We start from the raw sequence: 20,216 nt of genomic DNA, 5'->3' as shown, positions 1-20,216 counted from the left end.
TGTTAAAGTATTATATTCCTAACAAATAAACGTTTACAGAGTTGTAGTTATCATTTATAATCTAAGTAAAAATAATTTTACCATAAATCTGTAATGAATAATACTTTCGTAACTACTAATCTTTTTTATCTTTGAAATTGAAATGAATAGTACTAAAGTAAAAGTAATCGAGTGTCCACGTGACGCTATGCAAGGAATAAAAGCATTTATTCCAACAGAACAAAAAGTACAGTATATTCAATCTATTTTAAGAGTAGGTTTCGATACTGTAGACTTTGGAAGCTTTGTATCTCCAAAAGCGATTCCGCAAATGGTAGATACAGCTGAAGTTTTAGCGCAATTAGACTTAAGTAATACTATAAGCAAACTACTAGCAATTGTAGCTAATACAAGAGGAGCAGAAGCAGCATCTCTGCATCCAGAAATTCACTATTTAGGATATCCGTTTTCAATATCTGAAAATTTCCAGATGCGTAATACGCATAAAACAATAGCACAATCTGTAGTAACATTAGAGCAAATTTTAAATATAGCAGATCGAACTAATAAAGAAGTTGTGGTATATATTTCTATGGGCTTTGGCAATCCCTATGGAGATCCATGGAATGTAGATATAGTAGGAGAGTGGACAGAACGTTTAAGCAAAATGGGTGTAAAAATACTATCCTTAAGCGATACTATAGGAAGCTCTAACCCCGAAAACATAGACTACTTATTTTCAAATTTAATTCCACAATATAAGGACATAGAATTTGGAGCACACCTACATACTACACCATCCAGTTGGTTTGAAAAAATTGACGCGGCTTATAAAGCAGGTTGTCGTCGTTTTGATGGCGCCATACAAGGTTTTGGTGGATGCCCAATGGCAAAAGATGAATTAACAGGCAATATGCCAACCGAAAAAGTACTGTCTTACTTAACTACCAAGAAATCTAATGATTTAGCAGCTATGGCTTTTGAAAGTGCTTATAATGAAGCGTCTAAGATTTTTAATGCATATCATTAAAACTTTGAAATTTAATTTATATTGTAATCTTTTGAAAATCAGTTTTTTATTTTTTTTATTTAAATTTAGTCTAAATAAAGTTGCATAAACTATTTTTCAATAGTATTTTTGCTGTCGAAATTAAATCTATTTATATCCAGTCTAAATAAAAACTGAGTAAAAACAAACTGAAAAATGAAGAAATTTGTATTAGGATTAGCAGCATTAGCAACATTAGGTATAACCTCTTGTAGTAATGATGACGATGGAACTGTAACACCACCACCAACAAACACAGTAACGGCACCAGATACTTATGTGTTTACTAGAAATGGTAACACTACAGTAAGTTTTGGAGGTCAAACAACAAGAATACAAATGGCAGAAGAAATTGTTTCTGCATTAAAGAATACATCAAAAACAGAAGCACAATTAGATGCTATGTTTGCACATGTTGAAGGCGCTAATGATTTTAGTGATGCAGATTTAAATGCTTCAGGAAAAAGTGTACGTAGTAAAACAGCTGCATCGGCAGACTATTTCTCTGCAAATACAACAGATGCTAATGCAATAAAGACAGATTTTGATGCTTATATAGAAAACCAAGTAAATAATGTGTATCCTAATTGGGGTACAACTGCATCTGCAGGTGTTGCAGGACAATTACAAGAAGCAGGTGGCGGATCTACACGTTATATAAATGCAAAAGGCTTAGAAAACAATCAAGCATTTGCTAAAGGATTAATAGGTGCTTTAATGGTAGACCAAATGTTAAATAACTATTTAGGTACAGCAGTTTTAGATGCAGGAGATAACAGAGCAAATAATGATGCCGGTACATTAGATGGAGATAAAAACTATACAACTATGGAACACAAATGGGATGAAGCTTATGGTTACTTATACGGTAATGAGGCTAACCCTGCTGTACCAGTTTTAGGAGCAGATAGTTTTTTAAATAAATATGTATCTAGAGTTGAGGGAGATGCTGATTTTTCAGGCATAGCAATGGATATTTACAATGCCTTTAAGTTAGGTCGTGCTGCAATTGTTGCTAAAAACTACGAAGTTCGTGATGCACAAGCGCAAATTATTAGAGAAAAAATATCTCAAATAATTGGAGTAAGAGCAGTATACTATTTACAACAAGGGAAGAACAATTTAGCAACAGATAAAGCTTCTGCATTTCATGATTTATCAGAAGGATTTGGATTTGTATACAGTTTACAATTTACAAGAAAGCCAGGAACAAATGTACCATACTTTACAAAAGCAGAGGTCGATGGATTTATTTCTACATTGATGGCCGGTAATGGATTCTGGGATGTTACACCAGCAATGTTAGATACAATGTCTGATACTATTTCGGTAGAATTTAGCTTTACTACAGCGCAAGCAGGAAGTTAATTATATAAATAATAAGATATATTCTGGGAAATAGTAGTAGCAACATAGTTACTACTATTTTCCTATTTTTGCAAACTTAAAAAGAAACTTAAACTAGTAAGAATATGAAGAAAATAATTGGAGTAATAGTAATCACTTTAATTGTAGTAGCTTGTTCAAAATCTGATGACTCTGGTTCTGGAGGCGGAACAAACGATAATTTTAATAGAGGCGCAATGTTAACCAATATTGCAGATAATATTATTATTCCTGCTTATCAAAATTTAAATTCAGATTTAAATACGTTAGTCAATTCAAAAGATGCGTTTATTGCATCTCCAAATTCAACAACTTTAGAAACGTTAAGAACAGATTGGTTTAATGCATATAAAACCTATCAATCAGTAGAAATGTTTGAAATTGGAAAAGCAGAAGAATTATTTTTTAGAAATAATATGAATGTTTTTCCAACTGACACTGCAAATATTGAAAGTAATATTTCTAATGGAAATTATGATTTAACAAACCCGATTAATAATGATGCTGTAGGTTTTCCTGCTGTTGATTATATGTTGTATGGTTTAGCTAACGATGATACAGCTATATTAAATATGTATACTAATACCAGTTATAGAACTTATCTTTCGGATTTAGTAGACCAAATGCAAACATTAACAGCAGTAATTGTAATTGATTGGACTTCTGGTCATAGAGATGAATATATAGCAAACACAGAGAATTCTGTAACTGGTTCTGTTAATAAATTAGTAAATGCTTACATTTTCTATTACGAAAAACGATTCAGAACTCAAAAAATAGGCCTTCCAGCTGGTGTGTTTTCTACAACCCCTAAACCAAATTTAGTAGAAGCACTTTATAAAGAAGATAATTCTAAAGCATTAGCATTATCAGCTTTAAACGCTATACAAGATTTTTTTAATGGTAAAGCATATACAAGTAATAGTGAAGGAGAGAGTCTTAAAACATATTTAAATTCTTTAAATAGAAGCGATTTGATAGAAATAATTAATACACGTTTAGATGCATCAAGATTGAAAGTACAAGCATTAAATACTAATTTTAAAAACCAAGTAGAAACTGATAATACTAAAATGACTGAGGCTTATGATGCTATACAGTTACTAGTATCTTCTTTTAAATCAGATATGCTTTCTGCATTAAATATTAGCTATAATCCGTCAGAAGAAGATACAGACGGCGATTAATGATAAATAAATAACTTAAAATGAAAAAAAACATCCTATTAATTTTTACCGTATTAATTTTTACCCAGAGTTATTCACAAGTTTCTACTCAAGAGTGTGGGAACTTAAATTCTGCAGGAATTAGCATACCTAACAATAACCAGCAATTTGATTATGAAGGGTATACCTTTGAACGTTATGTACATTGTGGATATAATGTGAAACTTCCAGATAGCCCAGGCACTTCAGCTGATGGCAAACCAATAATTGCAAGAAATCATATAGAGAAAATAAGAGATAAAACTTGGTTCGATAGTAGTTATCCATCAAATTTTAATATTAATACAGGAGAATATCTTAATGGCTACGGTAGAAACACATTACCTGCGAATTTTGATAACCTAACTCCAAACCCCAATTTAGGTAGTGACGTTTACAGTAATTATATTACTTATGATATGTCTTCATTTTTCCATCCTTCAGATATTGAACTCTTTTTAGGCGGAGCTAGTAATTTTCCATCAAATGAGATATTTAGAAAGTTAAGATTTACTGTATATATATATGTGAAACAAGAATTTGCTCATTTATACCCGGGCGGAACTAATAATAGGGTCTACCAGTTTGGAAACGGTTTAGTTGATTCAGATGGAAATAGATATCGAGAAGTCAATTTTAGTATTAATGTAGATATTGATGGTGATGGTGTAGATAATGATGATGACAATTGTCCAAATACACCTAACACAAATCAATTAGATTCAGATGGGGATAATATAGGGGATGTCTGTGATAACTGCCCTAATTATGCTAGTACTAATCAATATGATAGTGATAACGATGGTATAGGAGATGTTTGCGATGACGATGATGATAACGATGGTATCCTTGATGTAAATGATAATTGTCCAAATATAGCTAACCTAGATCAATCTAATGTTGATGGAGATTCAGTTGGAGATGTTTGTGATAATTGTCCTAATAATGCCAATTCAAATCAGCAAGATATGGATGGTGATGGTATTGGAGATGTCTGTGACTCAGATCGTGATGGTGATGGAGTAAGCAATGATAATGATGATTGTCCAGATGAAGTAGGTATGCCAAGTAATAATGGTTGTCCAGGATTAGCAGATTTAGTTATTAATTTAAGTAGTTCTACATCAATTGTTCCAGGTGGAGGAAATACTACTACCCCGTTGACATCAAATATTACAGAACAGATTTATCTTGGAGATGAAATTCAATTCAATTTAAATATTAAAAATGAAGGAGCGTTAAATTCGGGTAATTTCAAAGTAGGCTATTATTTATCTACAGATAATAATATATCTAACGCAAGTCTTCTTTTAGAGGAACAGTTTTTTAATATTAATTCGAATGCTTCATCTTCAAGAAATACAGCAATTAGTCATTGGCATTTTGCTAACCTATTAGGAATATTAGGAACTGCTTATGTGCATATTAAAGTAGATAAAGATAATGAGGTAAATGAAGGTGGTAATGAATCTAATAATTCTTTTACATCACGAATAGTCTATATTCATAATACAGCTGGTAGAATGGCTTATTTAAATATTGGTAGCGGAATTATATCTGTGCCTTTGGGTAATGGTTTAATAATTAGTCCAATTGAGTTGAGTGATAATATATTACAATTAAGCGGAAAGAAAAGTATTAAGAAAAAATATAATAATCTAAAGGTTTATAAATCTTCAGATTTAAGTTTAGTGATAAATCAAAACGTATTTGATGGACAAATTTTAAACCTTTACAGTTTACAAGCAGGTAAGTACATTATACATGTAGATAATTCTTATGTTAAACAATTTAAAAAAGGAATGGGAATATTATTACCAAATTAATATTTTTATTAGAATAAAAAGGTTGCCTTATAAAAGGCAACTTTTTTTTATGCAATATGAAAAGTAATTTAAAAACATATTTAAATAAAACAACGAGTATAGCACCATTAGTGGTATTTCGATTAGGCTTTGGTTTAATGATGTTGTATGGTATTATCAGGTATTGGGCTAAAGGTTGGGTAGAAACCGTTTATATTAATCCAAAGTTTCATTTTAAATACTATGGTTTTGAATGGGTTAAAACTTTAGGGGATTATACTTATATTTTATTTATTATTTGTGGAATAGCTGCATTTTTTGTGGCTATTGGTTATAAATATAGATTAGCCATTATTGCTTTTTTTCTAAGTTTTACTTACATAGAACTTATGGAAAAAACCACTTATTTAAATCACTACTATTTTATAAGTTTACTCAGTTTTTTAATGATATTTCTACCTGCAGAACGCTATTTTTCTATAGATGCTTATAAACAGAAAAAACAATACTTAAAAGTGCCAAATTGGACTATAGATAGTATAAAGTTATTGTTAGGGATTGTTTATTTCTATGCAGGTTTAGCAAAAATTAATTCCGATTGGTTATTTAAGGCAATGCCTCTTAAAATATGGCTCCCATCTAAATACGATTTACCATTAATAGGAGAAAGCCTAATGCAGCAAAATTGGTTTCATTATGCTATGAGTTGGTCGGGTATGTTTTATGATTTGTTAATACCGTTCTTACTATTATATAAAAAAACAAGAGGGGTCGCCTTTTTCTTTGTTGTATTTTTTCATGTCTTTACTAGAGTACTATTCCCAATTGGGATGTTTCCCTTTATAATGATAGTAAGTGCTTTGATATTTTTCGACTCAAGTTTACATCATAAAATTATAGGATACATAAAAAAAGGACTGTTGAAGATTTCAACATTAAAACCAATAGAAATATTACCATTATACTCTATTAAACATCAAAGAGTAATTTTGCCAATGTTAGCATTGTTTTTTGTTTTACAATTAACTATTCCGTTTAGGTATTTACTATACCCCAATGAATTATTTTGGACAGAGGAAGGCTTTCGTTTTTCATGGCGAGTAATGCTAATGGAAAAAATGGGCTATACTAATTTTAAAATTGTAGATGGCAAAACAGGTGCTTTCTTTTATGTTGATAATTCAGACTTTTTAAGACCATTACAAGAAAAACAAATGAGCTTTCAACCTGACTTTATATTAGAATATGCACATTATCTAGGCGATCACTTTACAGCACAAGGTCATAAAAACGTAGAAGTCTATGTTAAAAGTTTTGTTACATTAAATGGAAGATTAAGCCAGCCATTTATAAATGAAGACGTAAATTTGTACGCGGAAAAAGAATCATTTAAACCTAAACATTGGATTTTACCATTTAACGATGAGATTAAAGGACTTTAAACTAACAATTACTTGCTTATTATTCACTTTTGTAGCTTTTGCTCAAACTAAAATTTCTGGTATAGTAACCAATGCAGAGACCAATGCTCCTATAGAATTTACAGAAATTTACGATAAAAATACAGGGTTATTAGCTAAAACAAACGCCTCAGGATATTATGAGTTTGAAACTGATAAGGAAAATATTACACTAGCCTATTTTTTTTATGAGTACGAAGTTGAAGAACGTACACTTACACTCTCAGAAAATAAAACAATAAATATAGCTTTAATACCTATAGCAGAAACCCTTTCTGAAGTACAAATAACTTCAAGAAGAGCAAAAATATTTAGCTTAAAACGACTAAAAGATGTAGAAGAAACAGCCATATACGCCGGTAAAAAAACTGAAGTGGTTTTAGTAGAACAATCTATGGCCAATTTGGCATCAAATAATGCAAGACAGTTGTATAGCCAAGTTTCTGGATTAAATATCTACCAAAACGATGATGCAGGATTACAACTTAACATTGGAGGAAGAGGATTGGACCCTAATAGAACCGCAAGTTTTAACACGAGACAAAATGGTTACGATATTAGTGCGGATGTATTAGGCTACCCAGAAAGTTATTATACACCAGCTGCCGAAGGTTTAAAAGAAATACAAGTGATTAGAGGAGCAGCCTCTTTACAATATGGAACACAGTTTGGAGGATTGGTGAATTTTAAAATGAAAACACCAAATGCTGTAAAGCCATTTGAATTTATTACAAGAAATACTGTAGGAAGTAATGGGTTGTATACCAACTTTACAAGTGTAAGCGGAACAAAAAATAAATTAAGCTACTACTCGTTTTTTAATTACAAAAAAGGAGATGGATTTAGAGCTAATTCTAATTTCGAATCTAAAAATGCTTATGCCCATATAGGATATCAATTTAATGATAAAACCAAACTAACAGGAGAAGTAACCTACTTAAGGTACTTAGCAAAACAAGGAGGCGGTTTAAACGACCAACAATTTGAAGAAGACCCTTACCAAAGTAATAGAGCAAGAAACTGGTTTCAAGTAGATTGGTTATTGTATAATTTTAAGCTAGCACATAAGTTCTCAGAAGCTACTAATTTTACATTTAATTTCTTTGGTTTAAATGCTAACCGTGTAGCTTTAGGATATAGAAATCGTAGAGTAGATACAGTAGATCCAGGAGGAGCAAGAGACTTAATTTCGAGCGACTTTAATAACTATGGTTTCGAGACGCGTTTGCTAACCAAATATAAAGCCTTTAAAAAAGATGCCACTTTTTTAATAGGAGCAAAATTTTATAAAGCAGATAATGGCTATTCACAAGGGCCAGGATCGGCAGGATCAGATCCAGATTTTTCATCTGCAATAAACGAATTTCCCTTTTATAGAAGTCAATCGGAATACGATAACCCTAATTTAAATGTAGCATTATTTAGTGAGAATATATTTTACATAAACGATAAATTATCTATTACACCAGGATTGCGATTAGAGTATATAAAAACGGAAAGTGTTGGGTTTAGAAGAACTTTTAACTTTGATGGAGCAGGTAACCCTATAGATGCAGGAACAGAATCTCAAGACATAGAAAACGAGCGTTCCTTTATTCTTTTAGGAATAGGTTCTAGTTATAAAGCCTCTCAAGCAATAGAGTTTTATGGTAATATCTCACAAAATTACCGCTCAGTAACATTTAGTGATTTAAATGTCGTTAACCCATCAAACGCAGTAGATCCTAATATTGATGACGAAAAAGGATTTACTACAGACATAGGCGTAAGAGGTAATATAAAAAACCTAATAGCTTATGATGCTAACATTTTTGGATTGTTTTATAATGATAGAATAGGACTTATCGATGCACAAATTCCTCCTGTAAATAACGTTGGAAAATTAAGAACAAATGTAGGAGATGCTCGAATTTTAGGAGTAGAATCATTAATAGATTTTAATCTTAAAAATATATTTAAAATGAATAACGGTTTTAGAGCTAACTATTTTATAAATACCTCTTTTGTAACTTCAGAATACACCTCTTCTAATTTCGAAAATACCAGTACAGGTTTTGTAGCAGGTAACAAAGTAGAATTTATACCAGATGTTAATATAAAGACAGGAATTCAATTTGGATATAAAAACCTTTTATCTAGTATTCAGTATACCTATTTAAGCTCTCAATTTACAGATGCAACAAATGCAACAAAAGACGATTTAAACAGCATTGTTGGAGAAATTCCAGCTTACGATGTTTTAGACATCTCTTTATCTTACACATATAAGCGATTTAAGTTAGAAACAGGAATTAATAATGTTCTAGATAAATCTTATTTTACAAGAAGAGCAACAGGTTATCCTGGGCCAGGTATTATACCATCTGTAAATAGAAATGTATTTGCTACACTACAGTTTAAATTTTAAAAAATAAAAATAATAATACATGAAAAACTCTTATTTAGTACTCTTAATAGTCATTTTATTTAGCGCATGTAAAAGCGATAAAAAAACAGAGACACAAGAAGACAATAAAACAGAAGTAAAAAAAGAAGAAGTAAATGTATATACACATAGACACTATCCAGCAGATCAAGAATTATTTGCAAGTTTTGAAAAGCAGACAGGAATTAAGGTAAATGTTGTTAATGCAAAAGCAGACGAGCTTATTCAAAAAATGATAGTAGAAGGAGAAGCATCTCCTGCCGATGTATTAATTACTGTAGATGCAGGACGTATAGTTCGTGCTACAGATAAAGGATTGTTACAAACAGTAAATTCAGAGCTATTAAATAAAACAATACCGCTTAACTTAAGAGGAGAAAATAATGAATGGTTTGCCCTAACAAAGCGAGCTCGTGTTATCGCTTATGCAAAAGATAGAGTAAAACCAGAACAATTATCTACTTACGAGAATTTAGCATCAAGTAATTGGAAAAATAAAATATTAGTAAGATCATCAAATAATATATATAATCAATCACTAATGGCATCTATTATAGCTAATAATGGAGAGGAAGTAGCAAAAGACTGGGCAGAAAAAGTTGTAAATAATATGTCTAGATCTCCACAAGGAAATGATAGAGATCAAGTAAAAGCAGTTGTCGCAGGAGAAGGAGATTTGGCAATAGTTAATACCTATTATATTGGTAAACTATTAAACTCTAAAAACCCTGAAGAAGTAAAAGCAGGACAAGGCGTTGGTTTATTTTTTCCTAATCAAAAAGACAGAGGGACCCATATTAATATAAGTGGCGCAGGTGTTGCAAAATACGCACCCAATAAAGCAAACGCTATAAAATTTATAGAATTTTTAGCAAGCAAAGAAGCGCAAGAAGTATTTGCAGAAGCAAATTACGAATATCCAGTTAACCCAGCAGTAGAGCCTTCAGAGTTACTAAAATCTTGGGGAACTTTTAAAGAAGATGCCTTAAACTTATCTATATTAGGAAAAAACAATAAAAAGGCAGTTATATTATTTGATGAAGCTGGCTGGAAATAAAATTGAAAGAACGTTACAAAACATATTTTAAAAGAGATTTTAATAAATGGTCAATTTATACATTGGCCATTGTTCTTTTTATAGCTTTACCCATAATCACTATATTTTTTAATCTGTTTTCTGGTCCAGGAGAGACATGGAATCATATTGTGAAAAATGTATTATTAGAGTATTCACTTAACTCCTTATGGTTAATTATAGGTTGCACACTTTTAACACTATGGTTTGGAGTCTCTTCTGCATGGATAGTAAGCCGTTATAAATTGCCATTTCATAAAGCTTTAGAGTGGTTACTTATATTACCATTAGCAATACCTTCTTACATAACGGCATATACATACGCTGGTTTTTTTGATTATGGAGGAACTCTAGAATTAATTTTACGACCTCTTGGAATGACAGGGTGGAAAATAAATATTACTAATATTCTAGGGTTAATATTAGTATTAAGCACCTCTTTGTTTCCTTATGTATATGTTAGTGCTAGAACCGTTTTTTTATATCAATCGGGTAGACTAATAGAAGCATCTAAAACCTTAGGGGCAGGAGAAAGAACTACTTTTTTTAAAATAGTATTACCAGTAGCTAGACCAGCAATAATAGGAGGTTTAACGCTAGTGCTAATGGAGGTTTTAAACGATTATGGAGCAGCCAAGTATTATGGCGTTAGTACATTTACTACTGGAATTTTTAGAACATGGTTTGCATTAGAAGAACCCGCTACAGCCATTTATTTATCAGCTGTTTTATTACTTATAGTTTTTATTATTATTATACTAGAACGCTATCAACGCAGAAACAAAAGTTATGCATTAACAACCAAGAGTAGCATAAAATTACCAAAAATTAAAACATCTAAAAAAAACAAAGCTTTACTTTTTATTATAGTTAGTATTCCAATTTTTGCAGGCTTTATATTACCAGTAGTACAATTAATTTACTGGTCTTTTTTAACCTTTAAAACCGTTGCTTCAGCATCATTTTTTACAATAGCATTACAAAGTTTGGGGCTATCATTATTAACCGCTTTATTAACTGTAGTATTTGCATTACTAATTCTTTATTTACCAAAATGGAATAGAATAGAAAGTCTTAAAAAGAGCTCTAGAATAGCCATATTAGGTTATGCCATACCTGGAGCTGTAATTGCGATAGGTGTAATGATACCTACGTTGGCTTTTGATAAGTGGTTGCTTAAAGCATTAAAGCAGTTGGCAAATATAGATGTCGGACTTATTATAAATGGAAGTATTTTTGTTTTATTATATGCATACATTATTAGGTTTCTTGCAGTAGCATATAACCCAATAGAAGCAAATCATTTAAAAATTGGAAATGTACTATCAGAAGCATCAAAACTATTAGGTAAGGGAAATATTAAAAGTTTTTTCAAAATAGATTTTCCCTTATTAAAATCTGGTATATTTAGCGCCTTTGTTCTCGTATTTGTAGATACTATGAAAGAATTACCATTAACTCTTATACTAAAAACATATAATATTAATACATTGGCAGTAAAAGCATACGAATATGCTAGTGACGAACTTATAATGGAAGCAGCATTACCATCATTATGCATTATAGTAACTGGTATTTTACCCGTAATTTTGTTGAACAGACTTATTTTAAACGGTGAAGATTAAAACAATAAATAAGTAAGAACATTATAAAGAGTCAGGAAATATTTTTTGTAAAGACTAATAAATATAGCCCATATAAAAGTTCTATTTAATAACGTAAAATAAAATTGGAAACCATTTTAAACATAACATCGCTTTTTAAGTCCTTTAATAAAGGGAAACTTAAAGTTATTAATGCTATTAATTTATCTGTTAAAAGAGGCGAGATTATAGCATTAGTAGGAGAGAGTGGAAGTGGTAAAACAACATTAACAAGAATTATATCTGGGTTAGAAATACAAGAAAAAGGAAGTATAGAACTAAACGGAATTACAGTTGCAAATGACTCAGTATTTATTCCACCAGAAGAAAGAAATATAGGTATGGTTTTTCAAGACTATGCTTTATTTCCTCATCTTACAGTCTTTGAAAACATAGGATATGGAGTCTCTAAAAATGAAGATAAAATAAAACGTATTCAATACGTATTAGAACTTGTAGGTTTACAGGAATTTAAAAAAAGATATCCGCACCAACTCTCTGGAGGGCAACAGCAACGTGTAGCCTTGGCACGAGCATTGGCATTAAAACCAAATCTTTTAATATTAGATGAGCCATTTAGTAATCTAGATGTGATATTAAAAATGCAGTTAAGAGATGAGATACATAGTATTTTAAAACAAACCAATACAACTACAATTTTTGTAACACATGATATGAAAGATGCTATAGCAATTGCAGATAAAATAGTTGTGTTAAAACAAGGAGAAGTTGTTCAATACGGCTCAGCAAAAAAACTATATAAAAAACCAAATAACTTTTATGTAGCATCCTTATTTAGTCCGTTACTTAAATTAAGTAGTTCAGACCTTTCTTGTTTTAATTATAATAATTATAATAACAAGCAATATGCGTTAAGATTAGAACATATTATAGTAAATAAAGAAACAAAATATATAGCACCTGTAGTACTAAAACAAAGTGTTTTTCTTGGTAAATACTATTTTAATACAGCAGTACTGGAAAATGGAACTTTAATTCATTTTCAATCCAAAACAAAATTAAAAAAAGATATTATAATAGGGTTTAAATCAAAAAACCTTTTAAATTTTGAATAATAAAACTTAAATAATTTATTTATAAGCATATTACAGTAAGCTTTAAAACTTCATTAACTTTGTTAAAAAATTAAATAGCAATGAATACTTCAATAGAACAATTATTAAATAATCAAATAAAATATGAAGCTCAAGCTTCTATGCAATACTTAGCAATGGCATCATGGTCTGATGCAAAAGGCTACAATGGTGTTTCAGATTTTTTCTATAAGCAATCTGAAGAAGAACGATTACACATGACCAAATTAGTTAAGTTTGTTAACGAACGTGGAGGAGAAGTAATAATTCCGCAATTAGATGCACCAAAATCATCATTTGAGGGGCTTAACGAGCTTTTTGAGAAATTCTTAAACAGTGAAGTTTTTGTAACAGAACAAATCAATCATATTATATATGAATGTTTACAACACAAAGACTATAATGTACATAACTTTATGCAATGGTATGTTACAGAACAACTAGAAGAGGAAGCTATGGCTAGAACACTATTAGATAAGTTAAATATAATAGGAAGCGATAAATCTGGACACTATTTGTTTGATAGAGATATAAATAACATAGCAGCTTCGCAAGATAAAGGCTAATTTATTATTGCATATATTTTAAAGATTTCTTTTTTGAAATCTTTTTTTTTGTAAATTTGTTTTTATTTAGAATAAATAAAAATAATGAGAACAAATATTATTTCAGAACCTTCTTTAATGATGCTAAATACTCCATGCATGTTTTCTTGTGGAGAAGGAAAGAAAAAAAAATGTTGCAAAAAATATAAGAAAAAAGGAAAATCTAACTGCAAACGATGCCCAAAAGTTAAATAATATAAAAAACATATTATTTTAAAACAGTCTAAATATAAACAGCTGTAAATTAGTTATTTGTATTTGTTCTAAATTTAATAATGCATAGCTTTAGTAATATTAATTAAAAAGAAAAAGTTATGTCTATAAGAATTGGAAATAGTTGCATTAATTGCGATAATTTAAGCGACAACAAAATGTGTAAAGTTCATGGAGTAAAGGTGAGTAGGAGCTATACATGTGATAGTTTTGAAATGAAAGCAGCTTTAAAAAATGATCCAAACTGTGGAACCTGTGTCCGTTATGAAAGTACTACCTGTGCTAACCCTAAAAAAGCAGCTCCAGGAATGTTATGCTCACAATGGGCGCCACAAAATGCAACAGCATAAGTAAAAAAATAAAATAGACTTAAAAGCGACTTATTTAAATGAGTCGCTTTTTTGTTTCTATCAATATATACACTCCATAAAAAATCATAATTTAATTTGTGTATTTTTATACTACATTCCTATTTAGTTGTATGCGATATATAGTCCTTTTATTGTTATTATGTTTCATTAATACCATACATGGTAAAGAGTGGAAAAGTTTAAGACATTATCAAAAAATCACAAAGAATAAAGCGCTAAGAGCTTCCGATTGGTTATGGTACGATAGAAAACATAATACTTTAATTTGGCAAAAAGCAAACACGTACAATTTGAAACATAATTTGTATCAAGAATATGTGAGTATTGTACAACGAAGAGACTTTTATCGTTGGATGCATTTTAAGTTACAAAATAAAGGACATGAAGTAGTTTGGCCAGCAATGGCTTATTTAATATCTAAAAAACTTCACTTGGTAGAAATCTTTCCATACAATGTATTCACTAAAAAAAAGATAAAAATATATGCAGTAGAAGGAAGCACAGTAGTTTTTAAAAATGCATTTAAAAAACTGTCAGAAATCAATAGTTCAAAAACTATTTTTAAAGGAGACGACGCACTTAAATGGGACAAAGCAATATTATATGAAGAACAATATAGCTGGTTAGAAAAAATATACAGTACAGTAGACCAAAAAACTTTAAAAACAATTAGTCGAATAGCTAAAGGGCAATTTCTGTATAGTTTAGTAGTACCAAAACCAATTAGATTTAAAGGAAACATTTCTATAGCAAAAGACCGTTATAATTATGGGCTTTACACACTTAGAGAATATTGTAAAATGAAAAAGATAAACTAATTTTTAATTTATAAATTATATAAAATAATTCGTTTATATAAACAAAATAAGTAATAATAAAGACGTATATTTGCTTGCAATTAATTCTAATTGCAATGACAGCACACGAAAACAAAATAGTAGGAGAAGGTTTAACTTACGACGATGTCCTATTAGTCCCAGCTTTTTCCGAAGTACTTCCTAGAGAAGTAAACATTCAAACAAAATTTACACGAAACATTACTATCAATGTACCTATTGTATCTGCAGCTATGGATACAGTTACAGAAAGTGCAATGGCAATTGCTATGGCAAGAGAAGGAGGTATAGGTGTGCTACACAAAAACATGACGATAGAGCAGCAAGCTCAAAAAGTACGTAAAGTAAAACGTGCAGAAAGCGGAATGATTATAGACCCTGTAACGTTACCACTTACAGCTAAAGTATCGGACGCAAAACAGCAAATGAAAGAGCATAGTATTGGAGGAATTCCAATAGTAGACGAAAACGGTTTACTAAAAGGAATCGTTACCAATAGAGATTTACGTTTCGAGCACCGTAACGAAAGACCTATTGTAGAGGTGATGACGAGTGAAAATCTAGTTACAGCTCCAGTAGGAACCTCTTTAAAAGATGCCGAAAAAATTCTTCAAGAAAATAAAATAGAAAAACTATTAATTGTTGAAGGTGATAAACTAGTAGGATTAATTACATTTAGAGATATAACTAAAGTAACACAAAAGCCTATAGCAAATAAAGATAATTATGGACGTTTAAGAGTTGCAGCAGCAATAGGAGTAACTGGAGACGCAGTAGAAAGAGCTTCTGCATTAGTAAAAGCAGGAGTAGACGCTATAATAATTGACACTGCACATGGGCACACTAAAGGAGTTGTAGCCGTTTTAAAAGATATAAAAAAACAATTTCCAGAATTAGAAGTAGTAGTGGGTAATATTGCAACTGCTGAAGCAGCTAAATATTTAGTTGAAGCAGGAGCAGATGCAGTAAAAGTAGGAATTGGGCCAGGATCTATATGTACAACACGTGTAGTTGCAGGAGTAGGGTTCCCTCAATTCTCAGCAGTACTAGAAGTAGCAGCAGCAATAAAAGGAAGCGGAGTACCAGTTATAGCAGATGGAGGAATTCGTTATACAGGAGATATTCCAAAAGCTATTGCAGCAGGAGCAGATTGTGTAATGTTAGGCTCACTTTTAGCAGGAACTAAAGAATCTCCAGGAGAAACTATTATATACGAAGGGCGAAAGTTTAAATCGTATAGAGGTATGGGGTCTGTAGAAGCAATGAAAAAAGGAAGTAAAGACCGTTATTTCCAAGATGTAGAGGACGATATTAAAAAACTGGTACCAGAAGGTATTGTAGGAAGAGTACCATACAAAGGAGAATTATTTGAAAGTATTCACCAATTTATAGGAGGCTTACGTGCAGGAATGGGCTACTGTGGAGCAAAAGATGTAGAAACATTAAAAGCAACAGGACGTTTTGTAAAAATAACAGCATCAGGAATAAACGAAAGTCACCCACACGATGTAACAATAACAAAAGAAGCACCTAATTATTCTAGATAGATAATTTAAAAAAGTGAAAAAAGCAGCAATTATAATTATAATTGCTGCTTTTTTTTATGTGTATGGACTCTTAAAATGTTTAAATAAGAGCTAATTTTTCTTTATTAAAAACCCAACGTTTTACAGGTTGCTCAAAATTTAAATACCCCGGAATACAAACATGTTCCTTAACAAACGAAAAACCAATACGCTCTAATGTTTTATTTGGAGCAGGATTTAAAGCATAAGGTTCGCAAAATAATTGCTGTAAATGCAAAGCTTTAAAAAATATAGGAATAGACAATTTTACTAATTGTGTACCTAGCCCTTTGTGCCTTGTTTGCTGCTCCCATAAATGTAAATGCATAAAAGCTTGTTTGTTAAATTCTATTTGGTTTACATTACAATGCCCAATTGCTTTACCATTAAGTAGCCAGATAAGTGCGAATGACTTTTTGTTTTCAATTGGCGTATCTAATTGAGAATTTAACATAGAAACTAAATCTTCCCTACTAGGAAGCTTAGACAAATCCACCCCCATTTTTATAAGGTGCTCATCACTAGATTTTAACCAATAATTAGCTAAAGCAGCTATATCTTTATGTTGTATAGGTCTAACAGATAAGTTCATCATTTATTCTAAATATAATTGACCTCTATGAGGTTTTAAAGCATCTCTAACAGGTTTCATTTCCTCATCATTAACAACCATATAAGCAATAGCATGAGCAGTATTTATGGTTTCAAAACCAGTAATATTTATAGATAATTGCTCTAAAGCAATGTATTCTTTTAAATGAATTTCGTGATGCTCAGCTATTTTTAATGCATCAGGACCACGAAAATCCCATATTAATTTTAGTTTACGCATCTAGAACAGATATGCCATTTTCGGCAAAATTTTTAAAATCAGTTAAATATTTCATGGATTGCTTTTTAAATATACTAGGCATTAATAAAGTAAGCATTCTCATTTTAAAATTTGTAGCAATAAATTCACTCTTAGAAACCCATTTGGTATGCCCATCTGCTGTTTCCGAAAAAGAGTTTTTTTGAATATTATGCATACCTGGAGCATCATAATTTAAATACATTTTATGAGGCAATTTAATATCTACAATAGTTTCAGTAAGAGACATTTTTCTTTTTCCAAACATGTAATTTAATTGCATTTTTGCTCCTGTCTTACCAGGGTTACCAGAAAGATGTTCGTAACTAGTTAACCCACGCTGCCAATGTTTCATGTTATCGTGATTGTCTAGTTTTTTTATAAAGTCATCAAGCGATACTTTAACGATTATTTCAGAAGTATACTTCATCTAATAAAATAATTTGGGGTAATTTATAAAAAAATAAAATAATCTAATTAATCGGGCGTTAAAGTAGTTTTTTTTGATGAAAAACACTGTGAAAATAAAGAAAAATGAAGAATATATTTTTAAGAATGAAAGGAATCAAATAAGAACAGAATTAACTATAATTAAAAAAACAATTTAGAACACTAAATAAACTTTAGTAACGTTAGGTAATATACTTGTATTATAGGCTAATATTGCTATTTTTGTAACCATTGCAAAAACAAAAAAAAGATTATGAAAATTAAATTTGTATTATGTTTTTTAAGTGTCGTATTTGTGCAATCTTTAACAGCACAAAGTAATAACAAACAAATTCTTTTTACTGTAGAAGACACACCTGTTTATGCGTCTGAGTTTATTAGAGTTTATAATAAAAACTTAGAACTGGTAAAAGATGAATCGCAAAAAGATGTAGACGAGTACTTAAAACTTTTCATCAATTACAAATTAAAACTTCAAGAAGCAAAAGCTTTAGGACTAGATAAAAAAGATAATTACCTAAGAGAGTTTGATAGCTATAAAAAACAACTATCTAAAAACTATTTAACAGATACTAAGGTAACCGATGCATTAGTAGAAGAAGCTTATGATAGAATGGGCTATGAAGTAGATGCTAGCCATATACTAATTAGGTTAGATGAAAATGCAACTCCAGAAGATACGCTAAAAGCATACAATCAAATTGTAAAATTAAGAGACCGTGTAATAAAGGAGGGATACAAAGCTGTGCAAAGAGATGTGCATAACGGAAAAACTATTTTCGCTGAGGATTTAGGCTATTTTTCTGCTTTTAAAATGGTTTATAATTTCGAAAACGTTGCATTCAATACAAAAGTAGGAGAGGTGTCAAAACCTTTTAGAACCCGTTTTGGATATCATGTCTTAACCGTTTTAGATAGAAGAGTATCTAGAGGTCAAGTTACCGTAGCCCACATAATGATTAAAGACGACGAGACTAAAATTAATGAAATATATAAAAGAATAGAACAAGGTGAAGCTTTCGAATCTTTGGCTAAACAGTTTTCAGAAGATAAAAGCTCAGCTAATAAGGGAGGAACATTAAAACCATTTTCAAGTGGAGAATTAAGCTCTAAAATTTTTGAAGATGTAGCTTTTAACTTAAAAGAAAAAGAAGTATCTAAACCTTTTAAAAGCGAATTTGGATGGCATGTAGTAAAATTAATTAGTAAAAAAGAAAGAGAGCCATTTAAACAAGTAAAAGGATTCTTAGAAAATAAAATAAAAAGAGATTCTAGATCAAAGCTTATTAACGATTCGCGAATAAGTAAATTAAAGTCTAAATACACAATTGAGGAAAATAAATCTGGAATAGCCTATTTTAAAAGTATTATTAATAATGCTTATTTAAGTGGAAGATGGAGCTTGCCTACAAATTTTGAAGCAGATAAACCATTACTAAAAATACAAGATAGACAATTAACAAATAACGATTTTGCCCAATTTTTATTAAAAAGTCAAAGACAACGCTCTACAGAAAAAAATGTAGATAATGTAATTAACACAGTATACAAGCGTTATTTTGATTATGAATTGTTAAGATATCAAGAAGATAACTTAGAACATGACAACGAAGATTATGCACAAATTTTAGGAGAATATAGAGATGGCTTATTATTATTCGATTTAATGGAAACCGAAATATGGAATGCAGCAACAACAGATTCTATAGCATTAAAAGAATATTACAATACGCATAAAAAAAATTACTTTTTTAAAGAGCGTATAAATGGAATTGTAGCATCATCAGCTAAAAAGGCAGATATAAAAAAGGTTGCTAAACTTTTAAAATCTGGTAAAACTATTGACGAAATTAAGAAAGCTGTAAATACAGAAGAAAAAATAAACGTAAGCTTTACAGAAGACGAAATGGAGGCCAACCATCAAGCATTACCTAAAAAGTTTAAATTTAAAAAAGGGGTATCAAAAATATATAAGCATAACGATGCCTATATAGTTGTTAAAGTTAAAGAGATATTACCAAAACAAACTAAAACTTACGACGAAACCAAAGGCAGGGTCATTAGCGATTATCAAACATTTAAAGAAGAAAATTGGGTGAAAGAATTAGCTAACAAATACAATGTTACAATTAATAAAAACACTTTAAAAACTGTAAAAGCTAACATTAAAAATTAAATAGTTATTAAAAATATACCTTACATATTA

At 30.4% G+C, this 20,216-nt stretch carries 17 protein-coding genes; 14 read left to right on the top strand and 3 right to left on the bottom strand.

What is annotated here, in order from left to right; translation table 11 throughout:
* The first annotated feature begins 142 nt into the window (after window positions 1–142).
* The 13 genes from ACVC08_RS12430 to guaB all read left to right on the top strand — a co-directional run bounded on the left by ACVC08_RS12430 (window position 143) and on the right by guaB (window position 16,692).
* Window positions 143–1,009 (top strand): hydroxymethylglutaryl-CoA lyase, encoded by an 867-nt coding sequence (locus tag ACVC08_RS12430; protein WP_452602245.1) that lies wholly within the window; start codon window positions 143–145, stop codon window positions 1,007–1,009.
* A 174-nt stretch (window positions 1,010–1,183) separates the two neighbouring features.
* On the top strand, window positions 1,184–2,395 hold the full coding sequence (locus tag ACVC08_RS12425) for a DUF4856 domain-containing protein (RefSeq protein WP_452602244.1): 1,212 nt from the start codon (window positions 1,184–1,186) through the stop codon (window positions 2,393–2,395).
* 104 nt (window positions 2,396–2,499) lie between these two features.
* Window positions 2,500–3,600 (top strand): imelysin family protein, encoded by a 1,101-nt coding sequence (locus ACVC08_RS12420; RefSeq protein WP_452602243.1) that lies wholly within the window; start codon window positions 2,500–2,502, stop codon window positions 3,598–3,600.
* A gap of 20 nt (window positions 3,601–3,620) precedes the next feature.
* Window positions 3,621–5,444 carry a thrombospondin type 3 repeat-containing protein gene (locus ACVC08_RS12415; RefSeq protein WP_452602242.1) on the top strand — a complete coding sequence of 608 codons (1,824 nt, stop codon included), beginning with the start codon at window positions 3,621–3,623 and terminating at the stop codon, window positions 5,442–5,444.
* Between the two features lie 56 nt (window positions 5,445–5,500).
* Window positions 5,501–6,865, top strand: coding sequence for an HTTM domain-containing protein (locus tag ACVC08_RS12410; protein ID WP_452602241.1), 1,365 nt, complete (start codon window positions 5,501–5,503; stop codon window positions 6,863–6,865).
* Window positions 6,846–9,290 (top strand): TonB-dependent receptor domain-containing protein, encoded by a 2,445-nt coding sequence (locus ACVC08_RS12405; protein ID WP_452602240.1) that lies wholly within the window; start codon window positions 6,846–6,848, stop codon window positions 9,288–9,290. Before ACVC08_RS12410 ends, ACVC08_RS12405 begins: the two co-directional genes overlap by 20 nt.
* 19 nt (window positions 9,291–9,309) lie before the next feature.
* Complete coding sequence (locus tag ACVC08_RS12400; protein WP_452602239.1) at window positions 9,310–10,365, top strand: Fe(3+) ABC transporter substrate-binding protein; 1,056 nt, start codon at window positions 9,310–9,312, stop codon at window positions 10,363–10,365.
* Between the two features lie 2 nt (window positions 10,366–10,367).
* Window positions 10,368–12,008: an ABC transporter permease gene (locus tag ACVC08_RS12395; protein ID WP_452602238.1), complete on the top strand. Its 1,641-nt coding sequence runs from the start codon at window positions 10,368–10,370 to the stop codon at window positions 12,006–12,008.
* A 104-nt stretch (window positions 12,009–12,112) separates the two neighbouring features.
* Window positions 12,113–13,102 carry an ABC transporter ATP-binding protein gene (locus ACVC08_RS12390; RefSeq protein WP_452602237.1) on the top strand — a complete coding sequence of 330 codons (990 nt, stop codon included), beginning with the start codon at window positions 12,113–12,115 and terminating at the stop codon, window positions 13,100–13,102.
* Window positions 13,103–13,182: 80 nt separating this feature from the next.
* The gene (locus ACVC08_RS12385) at window positions 13,183–13,686 is read left to right on the top strand and encodes a ferritin (RefSeq protein ID WP_452599212.1); all 504 of its coding nucleotides are present in this window, start codon (window positions 13,183–13,185) and stop codon (window positions 13,684–13,686) included.
* 353 nt (window positions 13,687–14,039) lie between these two features.
* Entirely contained in the window at window positions 14,040–14,288 is a 249-nt protein-coding gene (locus ACVC08_RS12380) for a hypothetical protein (protein WP_452599214.1), read from the top strand.
* A 131-nt stretch (window positions 14,289–14,419) separates the two neighbouring features.
* Entirely contained in the window at window positions 14,420–15,127 is a 708-nt protein-coding gene (locus ACVC08_RS12375; protein ID WP_452602236.1) for an Insecticidal toxin complex protein, read from the top strand.
* Window positions 15,128–15,222: 95 nt separating this feature from the next.
* A complete protein-coding gene (guaB, locus tag ACVC08_RS12370; RefSeq protein ID WP_452599216.1) occupies window positions 15,223–16,692 on the top strand; it encodes an IMP dehydrogenase in 1,470 nt (489 codons plus the stop codon).
* Between the two features lie 79 nt (window positions 16,693–16,771).
* Here the strand turns inward: guaB and ACVC08_RS12365 are convergent, their stop codons facing one another.
* Genes ACVC08_RS12365 through ACVC08_RS12355 form a run of 3 tightly spaced genes read right to left on the bottom strand, consistent with a single transcriptional unit; the run spans window position 16,772 to window position 17,990 of the window.
* Window positions 16,772–17,305: a GNAT family N-acetyltransferase gene (locus ACVC08_RS12365; RefSeq protein ID WP_452602235.1), complete on the bottom strand. Its 534-nt coding sequence runs from the start codon at window positions 17,303–17,305 to the stop codon at window positions 16,772–16,774.
* Window positions 17,306–17,542: a hypothetical protein gene (locus tag ACVC08_RS12360; protein ID WP_452599218.1), complete on the bottom strand. Its 237-nt coding sequence runs from the start codon at window positions 17,540–17,542 to the stop codon at window positions 17,306–17,308.
* The gene (locus ACVC08_RS12355) at window positions 17,535–17,990 is read right to left on the bottom strand and encodes an SRPBCC family protein (RefSeq protein ID WP_452602234.1); all 456 of its coding nucleotides are present in this window, start codon (window positions 17,988–17,990) and stop codon (window positions 17,535–17,537) included. The genes ACVC08_RS12360 and ACVC08_RS12355 overlap by 8 nt, the downstream gene beginning before the upstream one ends.
* A gap of 273 nt (window positions 17,991–18,263) precedes the next feature.
* Here ACVC08_RS12355 and ACVC08_RS12350 point away from each other — a divergent pair, with 273 nt between their 5' ends.
* A complete protein-coding gene (locus tag ACVC08_RS12350) occupies window positions 18,264–20,186 on the top strand; it encodes a peptidylprolyl isomerase (protein ID WP_452602233.1) in 1,923 nt (640 codons plus the stop codon).
* The last annotated feature ends 30 nt before the right edge of the window (window positions 20,187–20,216 follow it).

This window comes from Pontimicrobium sp. MEBiC06410, from assembly GCF_053601615.1.
The sequence above is the reverse complement of the archived record's forward strand: the minus strand, read 5'-3'. Positions and strand labels throughout refer to the sequence as shown.

Excerpts from the sequence above, each read along its gene's own strand:
- ACVC08_RS12425 (WP_452602244.1), top strand. The coding sequence starts at position 1,184 with ATGAAGAAATTTGTATTAGGATTAGCAGCATTAGCAACATTAGGTATA.
- ACVC08_RS12375 (WP_452602236.1), top strand. The coding sequence starts at position 14,420 with ATGCGATATATAGTCCTTTTATTGTTATTATGTTTCATTAATACCATA.
- ACVC08_RS12400 (WP_452602239.1), top strand. The coding sequence starts at position 9,310 with ATGAAAAACTCTTATTTAGTACTCTTAATAGTCATTTTATTTAGCGCA.
- ACVC08_RS12380 (WP_452599214.1), top strand. The coding sequence starts at position 14,040 with ATGTCTATAAGAATTGGAAATAGTTGCATTAATTGCGATAATTTAAGC.
- ACVC08_RS12385 (WP_452599212.1), top strand. The coding sequence starts at position 13,183 with ATGAATACTTCAATAGAACAATTATTAAATAATCAAATAAAATATGAA.
- ACVC08_RS12360 (WP_452599218.1), bottom strand. The coding sequence starts at position 17,542 with ATGCGTAAACTAAAATTAATATGGGATTTTCGTGGTCCTGATGCATTA.
- ACVC08_RS12355 (WP_452602234.1), bottom strand. The coding sequence starts at position 17,990 with ATGAAGTATACTTCTGAAATAATCGTTAAAGTATCGCTTGATGACTTT.
- guaB (WP_452599216.1), top strand. The coding sequence starts at position 15,223 with ATGACAGCACACGAAAACAAAATAGTAGGAGAAGGTTTAACTTACGAC.
- ACVC08_RS12420 (WP_452602243.1), top strand. The coding sequence starts at position 2,500 with ATGAAGAAAATAATTGGAGTAATAGTAATCACTTTAATTGTAGTAGCT.
- ACVC08_RS12430 (WP_452602245.1), top strand. The coding sequence starts at position 143 with ATGAATAGTACTAAAGTAAAAGTAATCGAGTGTCCACGTGACGCTATG.
- ACVC08_RS12415 (WP_452602242.1), top strand. The coding sequence starts at position 3,621 with ATGAAAAAAAACATCCTATTAATTTTTACCGTATTAATTTTTACCCAG.
- ACVC08_RS12350 (WP_452602233.1), top strand. The coding sequence starts at position 18,264 with ATGAAAATTAAATTTGTATTATGTTTTTTAAGTGTCGTATTTGTGCAA.
- ACVC08_RS12405 (WP_452602240.1), top strand. The coding sequence starts at position 6,846 with ATGAGATTAAAGGACTTTAAACTAACAATTACTTGCTTATTATTCACT.
- ACVC08_RS12365 (WP_452602235.1), bottom strand. The coding sequence starts at position 17,305 with ATGATGAACTTATCTGTTAGACCTATACAACATAAAGATATAGCTGCT.
- ACVC08_RS12410 (WP_452602241.1), top strand. The coding sequence starts at position 5,501 with ATGAAAAGTAATTTAAAAACATATTTAAATAAAACAACGAGTATAGCA.